Source organism: Neptunomonas japonica JAMM 1380 (assembly GCF_016592555.1).
Taxonomy (GTDB): Bacteria; Pseudomonadota; Gammaproteobacteria; order Pseudomonadales; family Balneatricaceae; genus Neptunomonas; species Neptunomonas japonica_A.
In genome coordinates, this window is the sequence record NZ_AP014546.1 from 917,590 (window position 1) to 934,178 (window position 16,589).

At 41.6% G+C, this 16,589-nt stretch carries 14 protein-coding genes; 9 read left to right on the top strand and 5 right to left on the bottom strand.

The window, feature by feature from the left end; genetic code table 11:
* Positions 1–15: 15 nt before the first annotated feature.
* Together NEJAP_RS04160 and NEJAP_RS04165 are read left to right on the top strand one after the other, a co-directional pair.
* Entirely contained in the window at positions 16–1,809 is a 1,794-nt protein-coding gene (locus NEJAP_RS04160) for a hydrolase 1, exosortase A system-associated (protein WP_201349436.1), read from the top strand.
* The gene (locus NEJAP_RS04165; RefSeq protein WP_201349437.1) at positions 1,779–3,065 is read left to right on the top strand and encodes a glycosyltransferase; all 1,287 of its coding nucleotides are present in this window, start codon (positions 1,779–1,781) and stop codon (positions 3,063–3,065) included. The genes NEJAP_RS04160 and NEJAP_RS04165 overlap by 31 nt, the downstream gene beginning before the upstream one ends.
* Before the next feature lie 44 nt (positions 3,066–3,109).
* Here NEJAP_RS04165 and NEJAP_RS04170 read toward each other — a convergent pair whose 3' ends face one another.
* Together NEJAP_RS04170 and NEJAP_RS04175 are read right to left on the bottom strand one after the other, a co-directional pair.
* Positions 3,110–4,342, bottom strand: coding sequence for a pyridoxal-dependent decarboxylase, exosortase A system-associated (locus NEJAP_RS04170; RefSeq protein WP_236591060.1), 1,233 nt, complete (start codon positions 4,340–4,342; stop codon positions 3,110–3,112).
* On the bottom strand, positions 4,342–5,928 hold the full coding sequence (locus NEJAP_RS04175; protein WP_201349438.1) for an acyl-CoA ligase (AMP-forming), exosortase A system-associated: 1,587 nt from the start codon (positions 5,926–5,928) through the stop codon (positions 4,342–4,344). Before NEJAP_RS04175 ends, NEJAP_RS04170 begins: the two co-directional genes overlap by 1 nt.
* Positions 5,929–6,061: 133 nt before the next feature.
* Here NEJAP_RS04175 and NEJAP_RS04180 point away from each other — a divergent pair, with 133 nt between their 5' ends.
* The 6 genes from NEJAP_RS04180 (at position 6,062) to pepA (NEJAP_RS04205) (ending at position 12,285) form a co-directional block, all read left to right on the top strand.
* Positions 6,062–6,841: a S1 family peptidase gene (locus tag NEJAP_RS04180; RefSeq protein WP_201349439.1), complete on the top strand. Its 780-nt coding sequence runs from the start codon at positions 6,062–6,064 to the stop codon at positions 6,839–6,841.
* Positions 6,842–6,931: 90 nt separating this feature from the next.
* Positions 6,932–7,393 (top strand): low molecular weight protein-tyrosine-phosphatase, encoded by a 462-nt coding sequence (locus NEJAP_RS04185; protein WP_268927849.1) that lies wholly within the window; start codon positions 6,932–6,934, stop codon positions 7,391–7,393.
* 457 nt (positions 7,394–7,850) lie between these two features.
* Complete coding sequence (locus NEJAP_RS04190; protein ID WP_201349441.1) at positions 7,851–8,717, top strand: N-acyl amino acid synthase FeeM domain-containing protein; 867 nt, start codon at positions 7,851–7,853, stop codon at positions 8,715–8,717.
* 366 nt (positions 8,718–9,083) lie between these two features.
* Positions 9,084–9,890 (top strand): flocculation-associated PEP-CTERM protein PepA, encoded by an 807-nt coding sequence (gene pepA / locus NEJAP_RS04195; protein ID WP_201349442.1) that lies wholly within the window; start codon positions 9,084–9,086, stop codon positions 9,888–9,890.
* A 354-nt stretch (positions 9,891–10,244) separates the two neighbouring features.
* A complete protein-coding gene (gene pepA, locus NEJAP_RS04200; protein ID WP_201349443.1) occupies positions 10,245–11,051 on the top strand; it encodes a flocculation-associated PEP-CTERM protein PepA in 807 nt (268 codons plus the stop codon).
* Between the two features lie 427 nt (positions 11,052–11,478).
* Positions 11,479–12,285, top strand: a complete 807-nt coding sequence (gene pepA / locus NEJAP_RS04205) for a flocculation-associated PEP-CTERM protein PepA (RefSeq protein WP_201349444.1) — start codon at positions 11,479–11,481, stop codon at positions 12,283–12,285.
* A gap of 176 nt (positions 12,286–12,461) precedes the next feature.
* Here the strand turns inward: pepA (NEJAP_RS04205) and NEJAP_RS04210 are convergent, their stop codons facing one another.
* The 3 genes from NEJAP_RS04210 to NEJAP_RS04220 all read right to left on the bottom strand — a co-directional run bounded on the left by NEJAP_RS04210 (position 12,462) and on the right by NEJAP_RS04220 (position 15,222).
* A complete protein-coding gene (locus tag NEJAP_RS04210; protein ID WP_201349445.1) occupies positions 12,462–13,346 on the bottom strand; it encodes a ThiF family adenylyltransferase in 885 nt (294 codons plus the stop codon).
* A 38-nt stretch (positions 13,347–13,384) separates the two neighbouring features.
* The gene (locus tag NEJAP_RS04215; RefSeq protein ID WP_201349446.1) at positions 13,385–14,272 is read right to left on the bottom strand and encodes a GNAT family N-acetyltransferase; all 888 of its coding nucleotides are present in this window, start codon (positions 14,270–14,272) and stop codon (positions 13,385–13,387) included.
* Positions 14,273–14,460: 188 nt separating this feature from the next.
* Entirely contained in the window at positions 14,461–15,222 is a 762-nt protein-coding gene (locus tag NEJAP_RS04220; protein ID WP_201349447.1) for a PEP-CTERM/exosortase system-associated acyltransferase, read from the bottom strand.
* Positions 15,223–15,506: 284 nt separating this feature from the next.
* On the opposite strand from NEJAP_RS04220, the gene NEJAP_RS04225 reads away from it, so the two are divergent.
* Positions 15,507–16,361, top strand: a complete 855-nt coding sequence (locus NEJAP_RS04225; protein WP_201349448.1) for a ThiF family adenylyltransferase — start codon at positions 15,507–15,509, stop codon at positions 16,359–16,361.
* Positions 16,362–16,589 lie beyond the last annotated feature (228 nt).

Here is a 16,589-nt window from a genome sequence, read left to right on the forward strand (position 1 = left end):
TACAGTAAAAACTCTATGACTCCCCAGTTCGTGAATGGCCCTTCGGGGCGACTATTTATCACACAACATTCTGCTAACGCTGTTGCCTCATCCGAATGGATTATTTATTTACCTGCATTTGCAGAAGAGATGAATAAGTCAAGAAGCATGGTGCGTGCCCAAGCTGCGGCTTTTGTAAAAGCCGGTGCTACAGTCATTGTGCCTGATTTATTTGGGACGGGTGATAGCGAAGGTGATTTCGGCGATGCGAATTGGGGTGTTTGGAAACAGGATATCCGTTATCTGGTTCTCAGTGCTCGCCAACAAGGTGCTAGAAAGATTACCTTGTGGGGGTTACGAGCGGGCGCCTTAATGGCTTTAGATCTAATGGATGAAGGTTTAGATGGTGTGTCTGAGTTAATACTATGGCAGCCCGTCCATAGTGGAGAGCAGATGCTGACGCAGTTTTTAAGGCTGCGTATGGCTGCTGGAATGATGACCGGGGAGCAAGAAACGGTTGCACAGTTGAGAGAACGGCTGAGTGCAGGAGAGAAGCTTGAAGTGGCTGGATATGATGTGGCTCCTTCAATGTTGTCTCAATTGGATCAGGTTTCATTAAAGAAGATGGCTCTAAAGCAGCCGCTAAAAATTAATTGGTTGGAAATAGTTGCTTCCGAAGGTCGAGCGTTATTACCTGTATCACAAAAGCTGATTACGTTATGGCAATCTCAAGATATAGAAATTTATTCTAAAGCAGTTGTTGGTGAGCCTTTTTGGACAACTCAAGAAATAACGTTAGCGCCTAATCTAATTGATGAAACGGTGCAGTTGATTTCGCCTTCTTTGACATCAGGTATCTCCTCTGCAGAATTGCCGGCATCTAGATTACCTGACTCTGACCTTGTGGTTCCTGAGTATAAGCTTCAGGGAGCAGTACAAGCACTAGATTCTGAGCAGCCGTTTGTATTTTCTTGTGAAGGTGAGGAGTTAGTTGCTGTACTGCATTTGCCTAAAACCCCTGAAAAAGCAGGGGGAATTGGCGTGCTAGTGATTGTTGGGGGGCCTCAATACCGTGTTGGTAGTCATCGTCAGTTTTTACATCTTGCGCGGCACTTAGCGAAAGAAAATATTCCTGTCATGCGTTTTGATTATCGTGGGATGGGAGATGCTTCCGGTGAATTATTAGGTTTTGAGAATGTCCAAGTTGATATTCAAAATGCTATAGATAACTTTATGCAAAAAGTACCTGAACTTGAGGGTGTTGTGTTGTGGGGGTTGTGTGATGCGGCGTCGGCGGCGTGCTTTTATGCACCAAGTGATAAGCGAGTTGCAGGGTTAGTGATTTTGAACCCTTGGGTTCGAAGTGAGGCTGGTGAGGCCAAGGCATTTTTGAAGCATTATTATTTGCAGCGTTTATTTTCTCGTCAACTTTGGTCAAAAGTCCTTAAAGGCAATTTCAATATATCCGCATCTTTGGCTTCTTTAGTGTCTATGCTCAAGCGCTCTAGTAGTTCTGAAGATAAGAGCGTTGTGGAAAGTGAAATAGCTTGTACTGTTGAGCCTCTTAAGCAACCTTCTACAAACTTGCCAGAAAAAATACAGTCTTCACTCAAAGCTTATCAAGGCCCTGTTCAATATATTATGAGTGGAAATGACCTCACTGCTGCTGAGTTTGATGATGCGGTTAAAGGGTCAAAAAGTTTTACGCGATTACTTAAACAAAAAAGAATGCAACGTGAAGACTTAAAAAGTGCTGATCATACTTTTTCTAAACGTGAATGGAGAGATAAAGTAGCAGCATGGACAGTGAATTGGATTCGCACGCTCTAAATAAGGTTCTTTTAATTGCCTTTCATTATCCGCCGGTTAATGTAAGTAGCGGGATTCAAAGAACGCTCGCTTTTTCGCGTTATCTGCCCGACAGTGGCTGGCAACCAATAGTGCTTTCTGCTCACCCTAGAGCTTACCCTTTTGTTAGTGATCAGCAACTGAGAGATATACCCCAAGGTATGCTTGTTAAGCGCGCATTTGCGCTAGACTCTGCCCGGCACTTTTCTATTAAAGGGCGTTATCTCGATATTTTGGCTTTACCTGATAGGTGGGTAAGTTGGTTGTTGGGTGGTGTTATATCGGGTTTGAAGCTTGTTAGATCCCAAAAGCCTGCAGTTATTTGGTCGACTTACCCTATCGCTACGGCACACTTGATAGGTTTAGTGCTACAGCGTTTAACGGGGTTGCCTTGGGTGGCTGATTTTCGAGATGCCATGCTAGATGATGTATATCCAGCTCCAGGGGCTAGAAGGCGGTGCCATGCTTGGCTTGAAAGGAAAGTAGTAGAGGCTTGTTCTGCTGCTGTTTTTACTACGCCGGGCGCGGTTGAGTTGTATAGGCAACGCTACCCTTATATTTCTGATAGTAAGTGGCATCTGATACCCAATGGCTTTAATGAAGACATATTCGAAGAAGTTGAAATTGAATCCAAGAAAAATCTGGAATCAAGTGAACAGAAGCCTTTTCTATTGTTGCATAGTGGAGTGTTGTACCCTTCCGAGCGTGACCCTCAGCCTTTTTTTGATGCAATCTCTGAGTTGAAAAATGAGGGTAAGATATCTTCTAAACGCCTATGCGTAGTTTTACGGGCGACAGGACATGACGAACTTTATCAGCCTGTGTTGGATAGACTGGATATTAATGATGTGGTTACGTTAGCTGGTGGGATTTCTTATCGAGAGGCGCTGTCAGAAATGCTTAGTGCTGATGGCTTGTTGATTTTTCAGGCATCGAACTGTAATCACCAAATTCCAGCCAAAATATATGAGTACTTTCGTGCTCAACGGCCTATCTTTGCTTTGACTGATAACCAAGGGGATACTGCAAAAGCGTTGCTTGAAGCGGGCCAAGGTTCCATTGTTGCTTTAGATAATAAGGATGCTATCAAGGCCGGACTAGATGATTTTCTTCAAAAAGTTAGAGCTGGAGAAGAAGTTGGCGTAACAAAAGAGGCTGCACAGAGATATTCTAGAAGAGCTTTTTCAGCTGATTTGGGGGAAGTTCTGTATAAGGTTAGTTGTTCAAATAAAGAGTAAGCCCATACTGATATGGGCTTACTCATGACATCTTTTTTAGTTGCTTATACCAAAATTTCTGCAGGATGAGGGTGGCTTAGAAAGTCCCTTGGGCTAGCGCTCAGGCCATAAGCCCCCGATTGGTAAACGGCTATCAAGTCACCTATAGATACTTCAGGCAATACTGTTTTATCAGCGATAATATCTAACGGTGTGCATAAAGGGCCCACAATGCTAACCTTTTCAGTCGTTTGGCTTGTTACGCGGTTAGCGATGCAAACCGGATAGTTTTTGCGAATGATTTGCCCAAAGTTACCGGAAGCGGATAAATGGTGATGTAGCCCACCGTTAGTGATCGCGTATTTTTCTCCGCGAGATTCTTTGCATTCCACAACTTCACTGATATAAAGCCCTGCCTCACCTACAAAGTATCGGCCTAGCTCCATGACAATTTCTGCTTCAGGTAGGCGTTCTTGTGCTTCTTTTATCAAAGGCTTGAGGTTTTCTGCAATGTCATCTAGGGGTAATGTTGCTTCGCCTGGGAAATATGGGATTCCTAAGCCGCCACCAATGTTTAGCCAGGTGATGGGTTGTGGAGCAAACTCTGCTAATCGGTAAGCTAAGGCAAATGTTTTTGTTTGTGCTTCGATAATGGCTTCAGGACGAAGGTTTTGAGAGCCGCTAAAGATATGAAAACCTTTGAAATTAAGGTTCAGTTGTCCACAGCGTTTCAGCATTTCAGGTACACGTTCTGCATCAACACCAAAAGGCTTTGGTCCGCCACCCATTTTCATACCAGATGTTTTTAATTCAAAATCTGGATTAACACGAATAGATACATTTGGAAGAGCAGAAATGGCATCACCTATTTGGGCGATACGCTCCATTTCAGCTTCAGATTCCATGTTGATGATAATCCCAGCCGCGACAGCTGATTTTAGCTCATTATCTGTTTTTCCTGGACCAGCAAAACTAATGGTGAGTGGATCAATGCCTGTGTTTAATGCTACTTGCATTTCTGCTACTGAAGCGACATCAATACCATCGGTTAATTGAGAAAGGTGTTGGACTACAGCAGGCATAGGGTTTGCTTTCATTGCGTAATGTAGATGCAGCCCTTCAGGCAATGATTCGCGTAAGGTTTCAACTTTTTTTGTCATGATGTTGCGATCATAAACATAAAAAGGTGTTTTCCCTGTACGTATAGCAAGGCGCTCTATAGAAATTCCGCCGGCGTGAAGGTGGTTGTCAATCACCGGAAACCAGTCCATATTGGCATGCTTAGGTACTTCTTTCATTAAGATGCAGACTCCTGGAAAATGTCTTTATATTCGGTAGCAAGTGTCTTTCGGTCAATCTTGCCATTTTGGTTTCGCGGTAAAGTATCTATAAATATGATTTTTTTAGGTAGCATGAAATTAGGCAATTCTTTTTGGCAATACTGTACTAGAGACCGCTCATTGCAGTCAGGGCCGGCAATTGCTAATAGCAGGATAGCCTGCCCTAATTGTGGATGTGCTACTCCCAGAGCGACTACTTCTTTTATGAGGCTAGAGCTATAAAGAACCTCTTCGACCTCTGTTGGGCTGACTCGGTAACCAGATGTTTTTATCATTTCATCTTTTCTGCTAATGAAATATAAAAAGCCTTCCTCATCTTTTTTAACTTGATCACCAGACCATACAGCTATCTCTGTTAATGGTATTTCAGGGTGCCTGTTGGGGATGGCTTTAAAGCGCTCAGCTGTTTTTGCTGGATCATTCCAATATCCCATAGATACAAGAGAGCCTCTATGCACCAGTTCGCCAGGCTCGCCAGGAGCACATTCAGTACCATCTTCTCGTAGTACGAGTATTTCCGCATTAGGAATTGCCTTGCCCATGGATTCAGGTCGAATGGCAACTTGCTCTGGTGGTAGGTAAGTTGATCTAAATGCTTCGGTTAAACCATACATTAAATAAACAGCTGTTGTAGGGAGTGACTTGACTAGTTTGTGGGTGGTTGCAACGGGCATTGCGCCACCAGTATTGGTTATGTAACGCAGAGATTTTTTAGTTTCTTCTGGCCACTCAAGTTCTGCTAGCTGGTTCCATAAAGGAGGTACTGCTGCCAGCCCTGTTATCTGAAAACGAGCGGTTGCTTTAATAACATCTCTTGGCAGTAGGTAATCCATTAAAACCACAGAGGCGCCAACCGAAAAGGCTGTCGTTAATTGGCTAAGGCCGTAATCAAAACTAAAAGGCAGTACCGCTAATAAACAGTCTTGTGCTGTGTTTTCTAAATAACTGGAGACGCTATGTGCGCCTGTAAGCATGTTTCTATGCGATAAAACGACACCTTTTGGGTTGCCTGTGCTGCCAGAGGTATAAAGAATGGCCGCCATATCTGTGTCTATAAGTCGCACACTCGTTCTCGTTTCTACTTCAGCGCAAGGTGAGTGCCAGCGAACAATAGTTATTTGAGGTAGGAGGTTTTCAGGGATATCCCCTTTATCCACCAATATAATAGAGCGAAGATCGTGACAATCAATCAGTGTGTCTTTGAGTAGTTTGAGGCGGTCAGATGATGTAACTAGCGTGCGAACATTGCAGTCTTTGAGAATGTAAGAAACTTGCTGGGGCTTTAATAATGGGTTGACGGGTACAAATACGCCACCTGCCTGAGCTGTGCCAAAAATAGTAAATACAGTTTCAGGTATCTTGGGAAGGTACACAGCCACTCTTTCGCCAGGCAAGGTGTTTAAGCTGAGAAGTTTTTGGCAAGTTTGGTCTGTTTGAAACTTCAAATCAGAATAGGTAAAGACCTCATTTTTATGAAGCAAAGCATTTGCCGTTGGAGTGATATTAGCTTGCTTCTCAATTAGGTCGTATAGCAATTCTGGCATGTTGCATCCTTATAAGCGGAAACGGTATGAATAATTCCTTGATAATCTCTATTATAGCTTTTTACATTCGGCTGTATATGTTGACTCTACAGGTTGTATACTGATTTTTAAGAATAATATCAAAGGAAGGGTTATGTTCAGTAGAAAATTTTTAATGTGCTTTATTTTCCTATGTTTAGGTGTATGGAGCCTTAATTCGCGTGCAGCATTGCCAGATACAATTGATAAAATTAGAGGGAGTATTGTAGCAGTAGGTAGTATTTATCCGAGTAAGCGTGTTTCAGGCAATAAACCAAAAGCAATCTACAGTGGTACAGGCTTTGTTGTTGGGAATGGACGCCAAGTTGTGACAAATTATCATGTCATTACTGCGCGTGAATTAGATGTAGTTAAAAATGAAACATTTGCTATTTTCAGTGGGCGGGGAAAGGCGGCAAAAGCGCGTGCTGCAAGGGTTGTTCGTACAGATCCTGAGCATGATCTTGCATTATTAGAGTTTGAGGGGCCTGCATTGCCAGCAATGAAGCTTGCTAGTACCAAGTGGTTGCGTGAGGGTAGTGAAGTCGCTTTCACTGGTTTTCCTATTGGTATGGTTTTAGGTATGTACCCCATTACTCATAAGGGAATTATTGCCTCAGTGACGCCTATCGTTATTCCTGCTCAGTCATCTAAGCAGCTAACATCTGCTCAGATAAAACGGTTGAGAAACCCGCTTCAAGTGTATCAATTAGACGCTATCGCTTATCCCGGTAATAGCGGCAGCCCTGTCTACGAAGTTAACAGTGGCCGTGTTGTTGGGGTGGTTAACAGTGTGTTTGTTAAAGGGACGAAAGAGTCGGTATTGGAGCGCCCTTCAGGCATAAGTTATGCAATACCCGTGAGGTTTGTGCATCAGCTGTTGAAAAGTCATTAATTTAGTTTCGCTTTTTGAGAGGTTACTTTGCTTTCTGAATTGTGTCGTAAGTTTTTTGGGAAGCCGTCTGCGTCTGTATCGGTGCTGGTGGTGTGTATGGAAAATATATGTCGTTCACCGATATTAGAGGGAGTCTTAAAGAGGGCGTTGGCTGAGCAGGGGCTTTCTGGGGTGGTAAGAGTTGATTCTGCGGGTACATATGCTTCTCAGCCAGGAAGTAAGCCTGATGTGAGGGCTGTTAAGGTTGCTAAGGAAAAGGGTGTTGATATTAGTCGGGTTCGTTCGAGAAAAGTAAAAGTGGAAGATTATGACGAATATGATTACATCGTTGCCGTGGATGATAGTGTTTTGCAGTTTTTAAATGAGCATTCTTCTGGAAGTGAGCATTGTCAGATAAGAACGCTTATGTCTTTTATGGAAGAACCTGCATCGAATGAAGTTCCTGATCCGTATTATGGGAATGCGGCTAGTTTTCTGCTGGTATATGATCTTATTGAAAAGGCGTCGAGTGAAACTGCATTATATATTTCAAACACTTGTTTTAAAAAATAAGTATCTATTCTGTTTGTTAGCGATATTTACTATAAAAACTTAAAGACAGATGAATATTATGTAGTATGCAAATTTATATATATATCTTTAGTATGCGAAGTATCAAAAAGGAGACACTATAACTGTTTGTTTTTAATTGGTTTCTTTGTTTTTGTTTATAAATTGTCTGCTTTTTTAGACGGCGTTTTTTGTTTTTTTACTTATATAATCATTTTAAATAATGTTTTCCTGTGAAATCATAGGGTTTTTAGTGGATAGCTGAATGGTATGTCTCTTGCATAATTGTCTAGTGTCAGTATTTTCTGAGCAAAAGAATGTTAAGGTGATGAGGCTTGAATATGAAAATGTTACATTTCAGTAAAAAATTATTTATCTATGCCTGTGAGAATATTGTTTCTTTACCTTTTGGTACCCATGGGCAGGGTGGCTCGATAACGACTTTAAAGAATAATTAAAAATGTCTATTCAACCGTCTAAAATATCGCTTCTTCATAAATCTGAGATTTCGCAGCCTCCTGTTCGTTATAAGCTGGCTACTACGCAAGATGAGCTTATGCAGGCATTTGAGCTAGTGTGGCAGAGGTATACAAAGGTAGGTCTGCATCCGTTGGATAGTATCGGAAAGCGAATTACTAAGTACCACCTTTTACCTAAGACAAAAGTGTTTATCGCTTCGTCATTTGAGTTGTGTGATAAAGGTGGGAAGCCGGAATATAAAGATAAAGTTATTGGAACTCTCACTGTAGTGCATGACAGCTGCTTTGGGTTGCCGGCTGAAGAGGTGTGTAAAAAAGATATTGTTGAGCTGCGCCGTAATGGTGGGGAAACAGTAGAAATCACCAGTTTTGTTTGTAATCAAGACGGGCAAGATAAGCGTGTCTTTTTGAAGTTATTTCGTTTGGCTTATGAGTATTGTTCTCGGAGTAATGTGTCGGGAGTCATTGCCTCACTGACTCAAAGGCACATAGGTTTCTATCGTAGGTTTTTAGGCTTTCAGGCTCTCGGTCAGCTTTCTGGCTATAAATTTGGTAATGGTACGGTGGTTCAGGCTCATTTTGCCCATTTAAAGAATGGTCGTGACTTGCTGGAGAAGCGTACGGCAGCATTATTCGAAGAAGATGAGTGGAGAGATTTCTGGGAAAATGAGGCTGAAGAGATGCTTCAGAAATCTCTTGAGGTGAAGCCTTTGGAGAGTCGGCAATTAAAGTCCATTATTGCAAACTGTGCTAGCCTGCGGTCAGAAATTGATCAACAAACAGCAAGTGCATTAAATATTGAATATGCTAGGTATGGTGTTGAATTGGGGTTGGCTCCAATAAAGTAGAGGGCGAGGTTGTTTGTTGGTGAGTGCTACTTGGTTGTACGAGCTTTTACGTGTTTTATCAAAATAGTTGGGCGTAGCTCTTTTTGATGAGTTGTTCCTTGTGTGATACGAGCAACCTGTATAGTTATTATTGGCCATATCTTTTGATATGGCTTTTTGGTTTTAGCTTGTTCGGTTCGCTTTGATTCTTGTGACTGATGCGTGGCTGTCAGTTTTTTTTACATTCATGCTTGTGTGTGTGGATGTGATTAATATAACTGGTTGATAACCATTGTTTTTTAAAAGTTGGCCCATTACGTGCATTTACTAGGTGATAAGCAAGGGGCAGGTTAAGTGGCTCCTCATAACATTTTAAGGAACCATATAATGATGAAATCAGCTAAGAAAATGTTTTATCCTGCAGCACTAGCCGCAGGCGTATTGTTAAGCTCAAGTGCAATGGCATTTGAGGACTTTCAAATAACTGAAAGTTCAGTGCCTGGCGCTGCAGTAAACACTTTCACTGCTGACCGTATTGTAGGTGGTTATCAGGAGATCGTTACTTTTGGTGCGGGTACATTTGATGTATCTATTCTTTGGACTGCGGGTCAGTTCTTTGATGATGGTACTGGTATTGCGAGTCAAGTAGGTGGTTTTGGTCCTAACACGTACGACATGTACGGATTGTTCCAGGCAAGCGGTACTTTCGTTTCTAATGGTGCTGGTGGTTCACTCTTCTCTTTTAACAGCGGTGGAACACTAGACCTGTTAATCGATGCGGATAAAGATAATGCGTACACAGCACCGTTAACGGGTGACTTGGCGTGGACTGCAACCGGTAATACAGCTGATGACATCTTGCTTGCTACTGGTGAAGTATTAAGCGGTGCGGGTGTTTTAGATCCTACGCTTAGCACATGTGGTCCTGGTGTAAACTGTGGTAGCTTCGGTACTAACACTGATTTCAATCTAACAGATGCAGGTAAAGACTTCTTTACAGCTCCTGTTCCTTTCTACAACGTATCTTTCCAGTCAGGGCAGTTTGACCAGTTCAATGTTTCTGGAACACAGTCAATCGTAGGTTCTTTGGATGCGGTATTTAACGTTCCAGAGCCAAGCGCTTTAGCGTTGTTTGGTTTAGGTTTATTAGGTATGGGTGGTGTTGCAAGACGTAAAACTAAAGCAAAAGCTTAAGTTCTGCGGCAAGTATTACTCTCTACTTGTTAAGTAAGGTCGTAAAAGAGCCCTGAAGTTTTCTTTGGGGCTTTTTTGTGTCTATTTGTTTGTTCTCTAGTTCTCGCATCAACGGTTGGTCTCAGCTTTTTGCTTAGCTCATTAGCTGGCTAAGCGTCGTATTGCTTATGTTTTAGAATTGCTTCTACAGCGAGTGGGTGTAGGTTTTTTTTACACTTTAGCTTTTTTGGAAAAATCAATTTTTATAACTTTCTGATAAATATGATTTTTTAATAATTGGCACGTAGCATGCTCTATCTATACTAGCAAGGGGCAAGGTTAGGTGGCTCCTTCATAATAATAAGGAGTCATGCAATGATTAATTCAGCTAAGAAGATGTTTTATCCTGCAGCACTAGCCGCAGGCGTATTGTTAAGCTCAAATGCAATGGCATTTGAAGACTTTCAAGTAACTGAGAGTTCAGTTCCTGGCGCTGCAGTAAACACTTTTACTGCTGACCGTATTGTGGGTGGCTATCAGGAAATCGTTACTTTTGGTGCAGGTACATTTGATGTATCTATTCTTTGGACTGCGGGTCAGTTCTTTGATGATGGTGTCGGTGTTGCAAGTCAAGTAGGTGGGATTGGTCCTAACACGTACGATATGTACGGATTGTTCCAAGCAAGCGGTACATTTGTTCCTAATGGTACTGGTGGTTCACTTTTCACCTTTAACAGTGGTGGCACATTAGATCTTTTGATTGATGCGGATAGAGATAATGCTTACTCGGCACCGTTAACGGGTGACTTGGCGTGGGCTGCAACCGGTAACACAGCCGATGATATCTTGCTTGCTACAGGCGAAGTATTAAGCGGTGCGGGTGTTTTAGATCCTACGCTTAGTACATGTAACCCTGGTGTGAACTGTGGTAGCTTCGGTACTAGTACAGATTTCAATCTTACCGCTGCAGGTGCAAATTTCTTTACTGCTCCTATTCCTTTCTATAACGTATCTTTCCAATCAGGACAGTTTGACAACTTCAATGTTTCTGGAACGCAGTCAATCGTAGGTTCTCTGGATGCTGTATTTAATGTTCCTGAGCCAAGTGTTTTAGCGCTGTTTGGTCTAGGTTTGTTGGGTATGGCTGGTGTTGCAAGACGTAAAACTAAAGCAGCAGCTTAAGTTTCGCGGTTAGTATTACTCTCTATGTATTAAGTAATATTGTAAAAGAGCCCTGAAGTTTTCTTCGGGGCTTTTTTATGTCCGCTGGTTTGTTCTTTTGTTGGGGGTGGTATAGTTATCATATTTTAGGCTCTGTCGTTAATCGGTTGTATTTCGGATGTGTGAAGCTGATTTTGGTTGTGAGGTCTGTGAATATTACTAATCGGTATAGCCCTTTATTTCTTTATAAGTCTGCGAAATATTGATCATAGCTAAGTAAATATGATTCGGGGTGTAGGTTTTTTTTACAATTATATGTTTTTTCAAATATTATATTCCGTAATTGTCTGATAAATAAGAGTTTTAAATAGTTGGCACGCTGTATGCTTTATCTGTATTAACAAGGAGCAAGTTAGATGGCTCCCGCATAATATTAAGGAGCTACACAATGATTAAGTCAGCTAAGAAAATGTTTTATCCTGCAGCACTAGCCGCAGGCGTATTGTTAAGCTCAAGTGCAATGGCATTTGAGGACTTTCAAATAACTGAAAGTTCAGTGCCTGGCGCTGCAGTAAACACTTTCACTGCTGACCGTATTGTAGGTGGTTATCAGGAGATCGTTACTTTTGGTGCGGGTACATTTGATGTATCTATTCTTTGGACTGCGGGTCAGTTCTTTGATGATGGTACTGGTATTGCGAGTCAAGTAGGTGGTTTTGGTCCTAACACGTACGACATGTACGGATTGTTCCAAGCAAGCGGTACTTTCGTTTCTAATGGTGCTGGTGGTTCACTCTTCTCTTTTAACAGCGGTGGAACACTAGACCTGTTAATCGATGCGGATAAAGATAATGCGTACACAGCACCGTTAACGGGTGACTTGGCGTGGACTGCAACCGGTAATACAGCTGATGATATCTTGCTTGCTACTGGTGAAGTATTAAGCGGTGCGGGTGTTTTAGATCCTACGCTTAGCACATGTGGTCCTGGTGTAAACTGTGGTAGCTTCGGTACTAACACTGATTTCAATCTAACAGATGCAGGTAAAGACTTCTTTACAGCTCCTGTTCCTTTCTACAACGTATCTTTCCAGTCAGGGCAGTTTGACCAGTTCAATGTTTCTGGAACACAGTCAATCGTAGGTTCTTTGGATGCGGTATTTAACGTTCCAGAGCCAAGCGCTTTAGCGTTGTTTGGTTTAGGTTTATTAGGTATGGGTGGTGTTGCAAGACGTAAAGCTAAAGCAACAGCTTAAGTTCTGCGGTAAGTATTACCTTTCTGCTTGCTAAGTAAGATCGTAAAAGAGCCCTGAAGTTTTCTTTGGGGCTTTTTTATGTCTGTGAAGGGGTGTTGTAAAAAGCCGGCACATGTTTGTGTCGGCTTAATATTGGCTCCAATTCTATTAGAGTCAATTGTTGCATTTCAATTGTGTTACTTTTGATTCAGCGCGTCGGCCTGATCTCTGAACTGGCGTGCTACTAGCCACCTTTTTAGCTTTTGTATGGGCCCGCGATTACCAAAATGAAGACGCCCGGTGCGGTATATTCTGCGATAAGGGTCGAATTGCGTGTAATGAGGAGCGGCCTTTACTTGTCTCTCGTCTCTATTGAGTAGTAGGCAAAGGGCTTCTGTAGTGAGTAAGCCGGATGCTATATTGCATGCGCTTGATAAGGATGGACCTGATTGTGAAGTTAAATCAACCTTTGATGAGTCCATATATTTCCAATGAGTGCCTCTAGGGCATAGGCCTACTGCAAACGCTACTAGTTTGGTGTAGTTGTCCATATCGTCATTGATATCAAAGTATTCATCAAAACTCATGGAATCTGCTGTGAATACATGTAATGTCCCAGAGAAACCAAGGGGTGCTGAAAATACAACTGGAATTTTTAGTTCTCTCGCAGTTTTATGGAGTAAGCGCCTTGCTTCCATTTGAAAAAAATCGATACTATCAACAACTACGTCAACGTCTTTCAAAAAAGCGTGTACGTTTTCAGGTTGAACCCCTTCATTAAAAACCTGCATGGATAGCGATGGGTGTATATCTTTAGCCATTTCAGCTAGGACTTCTGTTTTCTTGCGATCAACAGTACTGCTCGTTGCACCAATTTGTCTATTAGAATTAGCGGCAGAAAACTCGTCTAGGTCAGCTATATTAAATGCACCAATGCCCATTCTAACTAAAGTAAGTAGGTTTATTCCGCCAAGTCCTCCTAAGCCGGCGACAGCAACGCGGCTTGAGAGTAATTTTTGTTGTTCGTCTGGGTTTACAAGACCGAGGTTTCTGCAAACAGCTGTTTCGTAGTACGTGTTCATTATGTAAGTGGCTCCCTATAAAGCACCAATTGCTTTAATCAGAAAGGAAAGACAGAAGAAGATTTTTTGTGTTCTTCTCTCAATAAATTTATTGTGGGCCCATCTAGTTGGCTGAGCATCTGAGTTCGTTCAGATAAAAAGTACTTTAGTTGCTCCGGAGTTTGAGCTACTCCTTCGCCTTTAAGGCGGTCTGCCTCAGGTGTATCGGTAAAGAAAAATGTGAATAAATTAGCATCAAAGTGGTCCGAGTTATAAACTTTTTCAGCTGCAGATTCTGCTTCAGGTATGTTTAAAATATGACATTGTGTTTCCAGTTGGTTCGCTGCTGCATATTTTTTCACTTCACCAATCGGTCTGAATAACAGCATTCTTCTGTAGAAGCTTAAGTGCTTCTTCGTGACAGAGCAGGCAACATCAGTTGCATTTTTATGCCTCACAAATTCAAACATTAGCTTGTAAAGGTACATGGCAATATTATGCTTGCGATAATCAGGGTTGATCGCTAATGAAGTGACTTCTATTAAGCGATGCCCTTCTTTTCGTAATTGTTTAATGTTGTTGCCGCAAATCTCCTCCATAGGTAATCCTAAAGAAGAATCTGTAACGATAGTCAGTGTTCCAATTATTAGGCTTCCTTCATCTAGTTTAGAAAAGTTTGGCTTTTCTTTGTCTAGTTCAGGATGATAAACCGCAATCAGAATGCGCGTATTGGGTAATAAATGATATTTGGTGAAACGTATCTTATCACCGGTGTCGCTCTGAAGCCCTGCTTGGACATAAGAGTCCCAAACTAGTTCGTAAGCTTTTTCAATTTCTTCTGTTGATTGGGCTATCTTAAAAGTAATTGCGCAACTGTCGAGGCTATCAATCAGGTTGCTTCTACGTAACCTAACTGCACGTCGACGTTCAATATTGTTGTTATCCACACTTGGCCTCATTGATTCGTCGCTAGGTTTGTCAAATGTGCTGCTAACTGGGGGCAGCAGCGATACATCAAAAATATGACAATTTATAAAGTATTTAATCTTTACAAATTAGTGTAGGACAATCTGTCGCAGAAGCAAATTTTGCACTTGGTATTAGTGTTATGTTGATTTGGTTTTTAGGTGCTGCTTTATTTGCTCAGACTGCCCTTTATATGTGCTGCGTAGTCTTGGCTTATACTGTTGTGAATAGCATTGTATAGTTCTTTGAGTTCAGGCTTCATGTTTTCGACTGCAGACTCAGTTCTAATAAAATATGGAGCCCTTATTCCATGATAGTCTATATCCTCGCCTGCTTTTTTAAATACGATGCCTGATCTTTTTAATAGCCTAGGTAGAAATGGTTCCATCATAGCGAAAACACTTGTGCGTCCTGATAATGCGGTAAGTGAAGTAGAGGCTAAAAATGCGGAAACTGCTATTAAGGGAAAATACCTTCGTTCCTCATCAGTGAATTGAAACTGTTGAGCATTTCCGTATCTGTCAGTTGTCTCGTTGGCGCGCCGTCTAAAGGCCCCATCCACGGCTAAGCGGGAAATTTCGCAAATTTCATTTCGGTCCAAATTAAGCCTGTCTATAAATTCAGAATCGAGGCTTTCGCCGCAATGCTTTTCGAAAGGAAGCAGTGATTGGGGGTCATTAACATTAGTAGGTACGAGTCGAACGCAGCCAGCTGTTTTTCCAGAAGCCTTGTGTTTAATGAGACAGTGCAGAGAGATAGAGTCAAACTCATCGGTTTCTTCTTCATTAGGAAAGTGCTCGGCAGGTTCGTAATTAAACTCTCTGCAATAGACATTAAATCGTGTGCGAAAACTTTCTTTCTTAAGCTCATTATTGAAGGCTAGGTTAACAGTGAAGTATTCCTGAAAATTATTAGCTAATGTGCCTTTCATGCAGCATACCATCCATAGTGTTAGATAAAAGTAGTATGTAAAATTTACAACCTTAAGTGCTTGAAAATGCCTGTTTACATAGTTGCTTAAGGCGGTTTTTAGTTGGTTAGTCAGTTTCTTAGTGTGATGATAATTTTGCTCGACATTAGTTTATACAAATAAGGAAAGCGTCTGTAAAGTTATTCAGGCTTTAGTGGTTGGGTCGATCGTAGCGGCTAAGTGTTAGGTTTATATTAGCTTTTTGGGTGAAACAACCTAGAATCTGTTTTTAAAAGGAGCTTAGCATGTTTGATTATTCTCAAGCCTTTTCTAGGAATATAGGATGGGTTACTAAGGAAGAGCAGCTGCAACTAAAAAATAAGCGGGTTGCAATTGGGGGCTTGGGTGGCGTTGGAGGTAGTCATCTAATTACACTGACACGACTTGGTATTGGCTCTTTTACTATTGCTGATTTGGACGACTTTGACTACCCCAATTTTAATAGGCAATACGGTGCTACCTTAGAATCTGTTGGGCATTCGAAAGCTTCTGTGATGCGTGAAGCGGTTCTTGATATCAACCCTGATCTTGATATTAAGTTGTTTGATAAAGGTATTTCCTGCGAGAATTTGGACGACTTTTTAAAGGATGTTGACGTTTATGTCGATAGTTTAGATATTTTTGCCTTAGATATTAGGCGACAAGTTTTTGCTCGATGCTATGAGTTAGGTATACCAGCAATAACAGCGGCCCCTATGGGGATGGGAACTGCATTTTTAATTTTTTTACCTGGGAAAATGAGCTTTGAAGAGTACTTTGCTTTAGAGGGTTTGAGTTTCGAGGACCAGGTTATTTATTTCATCATGGGGGTTTCTCCGACAGTTCTACAAAGGAAGTATCTCGTTGATAGGAGTTCTGTTAATTTTCTCAATGAAAAGGTTCCTTCAACCGCAATGGGTATAGAAATTAGTGCTGGAGTTGCCTGTACGCAAGTGCTCAAGTTGCTGTTGGGTAGGGGGGATGTTGTGTCTGCTCCAAGAGGTCTGCATTTTGATGCTTATCTCAATAAACTAAAGAAAAGCTGGCGTCCTTTTGGTAATCGTAATCCTTTACAGAAAATTATGTATAGCCGCATTAAGAGAATTCTTGATGAAAACTAGGTTTTTGCGTGACCATAGTGCATTGCTAAAACTGATTCAGCCCTTATTTATATAGCCTCAAGTATTATGTGCTAATTGAAAGGCATCTCATAACAACAAGATTGACATTGAGTTTGTGTTAGACGCTAGTGAGGTATAAGAAGCTACTAGGTAGCGAAAATCTATCACTCCAGTGTTATGATGGCTCGCATCTATGTGCATCTAGTGGTGCAAAAACATTAGCTCTTT

What these genes read in the sequence shown, in the direction of transcription:
- NEJAP_RS04175 (WP_201349438.1), bottom strand. Translation starts at nt 5,928, where the DNA reads ATGCCAGAATTGCTATACGACCTAATTGAGAAGCAAGCTAATATCACT.
- NEJAP_RS04165 (WP_201349437.1), top strand. Translation starts at nt 1,779, where the DNA reads ATGGACAGTGAATTGGATTCGCACGCTCTAAATAAGGTTCTTTTAATT.
- NEJAP_RS04170 (WP_236591060.1), bottom strand. Translation starts at nt 4,342, where the DNA reads ATGAAAGAAGTACCTAAGCATGCCAATATGGACTGGTTTCCGGTGATT.
- pepA (WP_201349443.1), top strand. Translation starts at nt 10,245, where the DNA reads ATGATTAATTCAGCTAAGAAGATGTTTTATCCTGCAGCACTAGCCGCA.
- pepA (WP_201349442.1), top strand. Translation starts at nt 9,084, where the DNA reads ATGATGAAATCAGCTAAGAAAATGTTTTATCCTGCAGCACTAGCCGCA.
- NEJAP_RS04220 (WP_201349447.1), bottom strand. Translation starts at nt 15,222, where the DNA reads ATGAAAGGCACATTAGCTAATAATTTTCAGGAATACTTCACTGTTAAC.
- NEJAP_RS04190 (WP_201349441.1), top strand. Translation starts at nt 7,851, where the DNA reads ATGTCTATTCAACCGTCTAAAATATCGCTTCTTCATAAATCTGAGATT.
- NEJAP_RS04180 (WP_201349439.1), top strand. Translation starts at nt 6,062, where the DNA reads ATGTTCAGTAGAAAATTTTTAATGTGCTTTATTTTCCTATGTTTAGGT.
- NEJAP_RS04210 (WP_201349445.1), bottom strand. Translation starts at nt 13,346, where the DNA reads ATGAACACGTACTACGAAACAGCTGTTTGCAGAAACCTCGGTCTTGTA.
- NEJAP_RS04160 (WP_201349436.1), top strand. Translation starts at nt 16, where the DNA reads ATGACTCCCCAGTTCGTGAATGGCCCTTCGGGGCGACTATTTATCACA.
- NEJAP_RS04225 (WP_201349448.1), top strand. Translation starts at nt 15,507, where the DNA reads ATGTTTGATTATTCTCAAGCCTTTTCTAGGAATATAGGATGGGTTACT.
- pepA (WP_201349444.1), top strand. Translation starts at nt 11,479, where the DNA reads ATGATTAAGTCAGCTAAGAAAATGTTTTATCCTGCAGCACTAGCCGCA.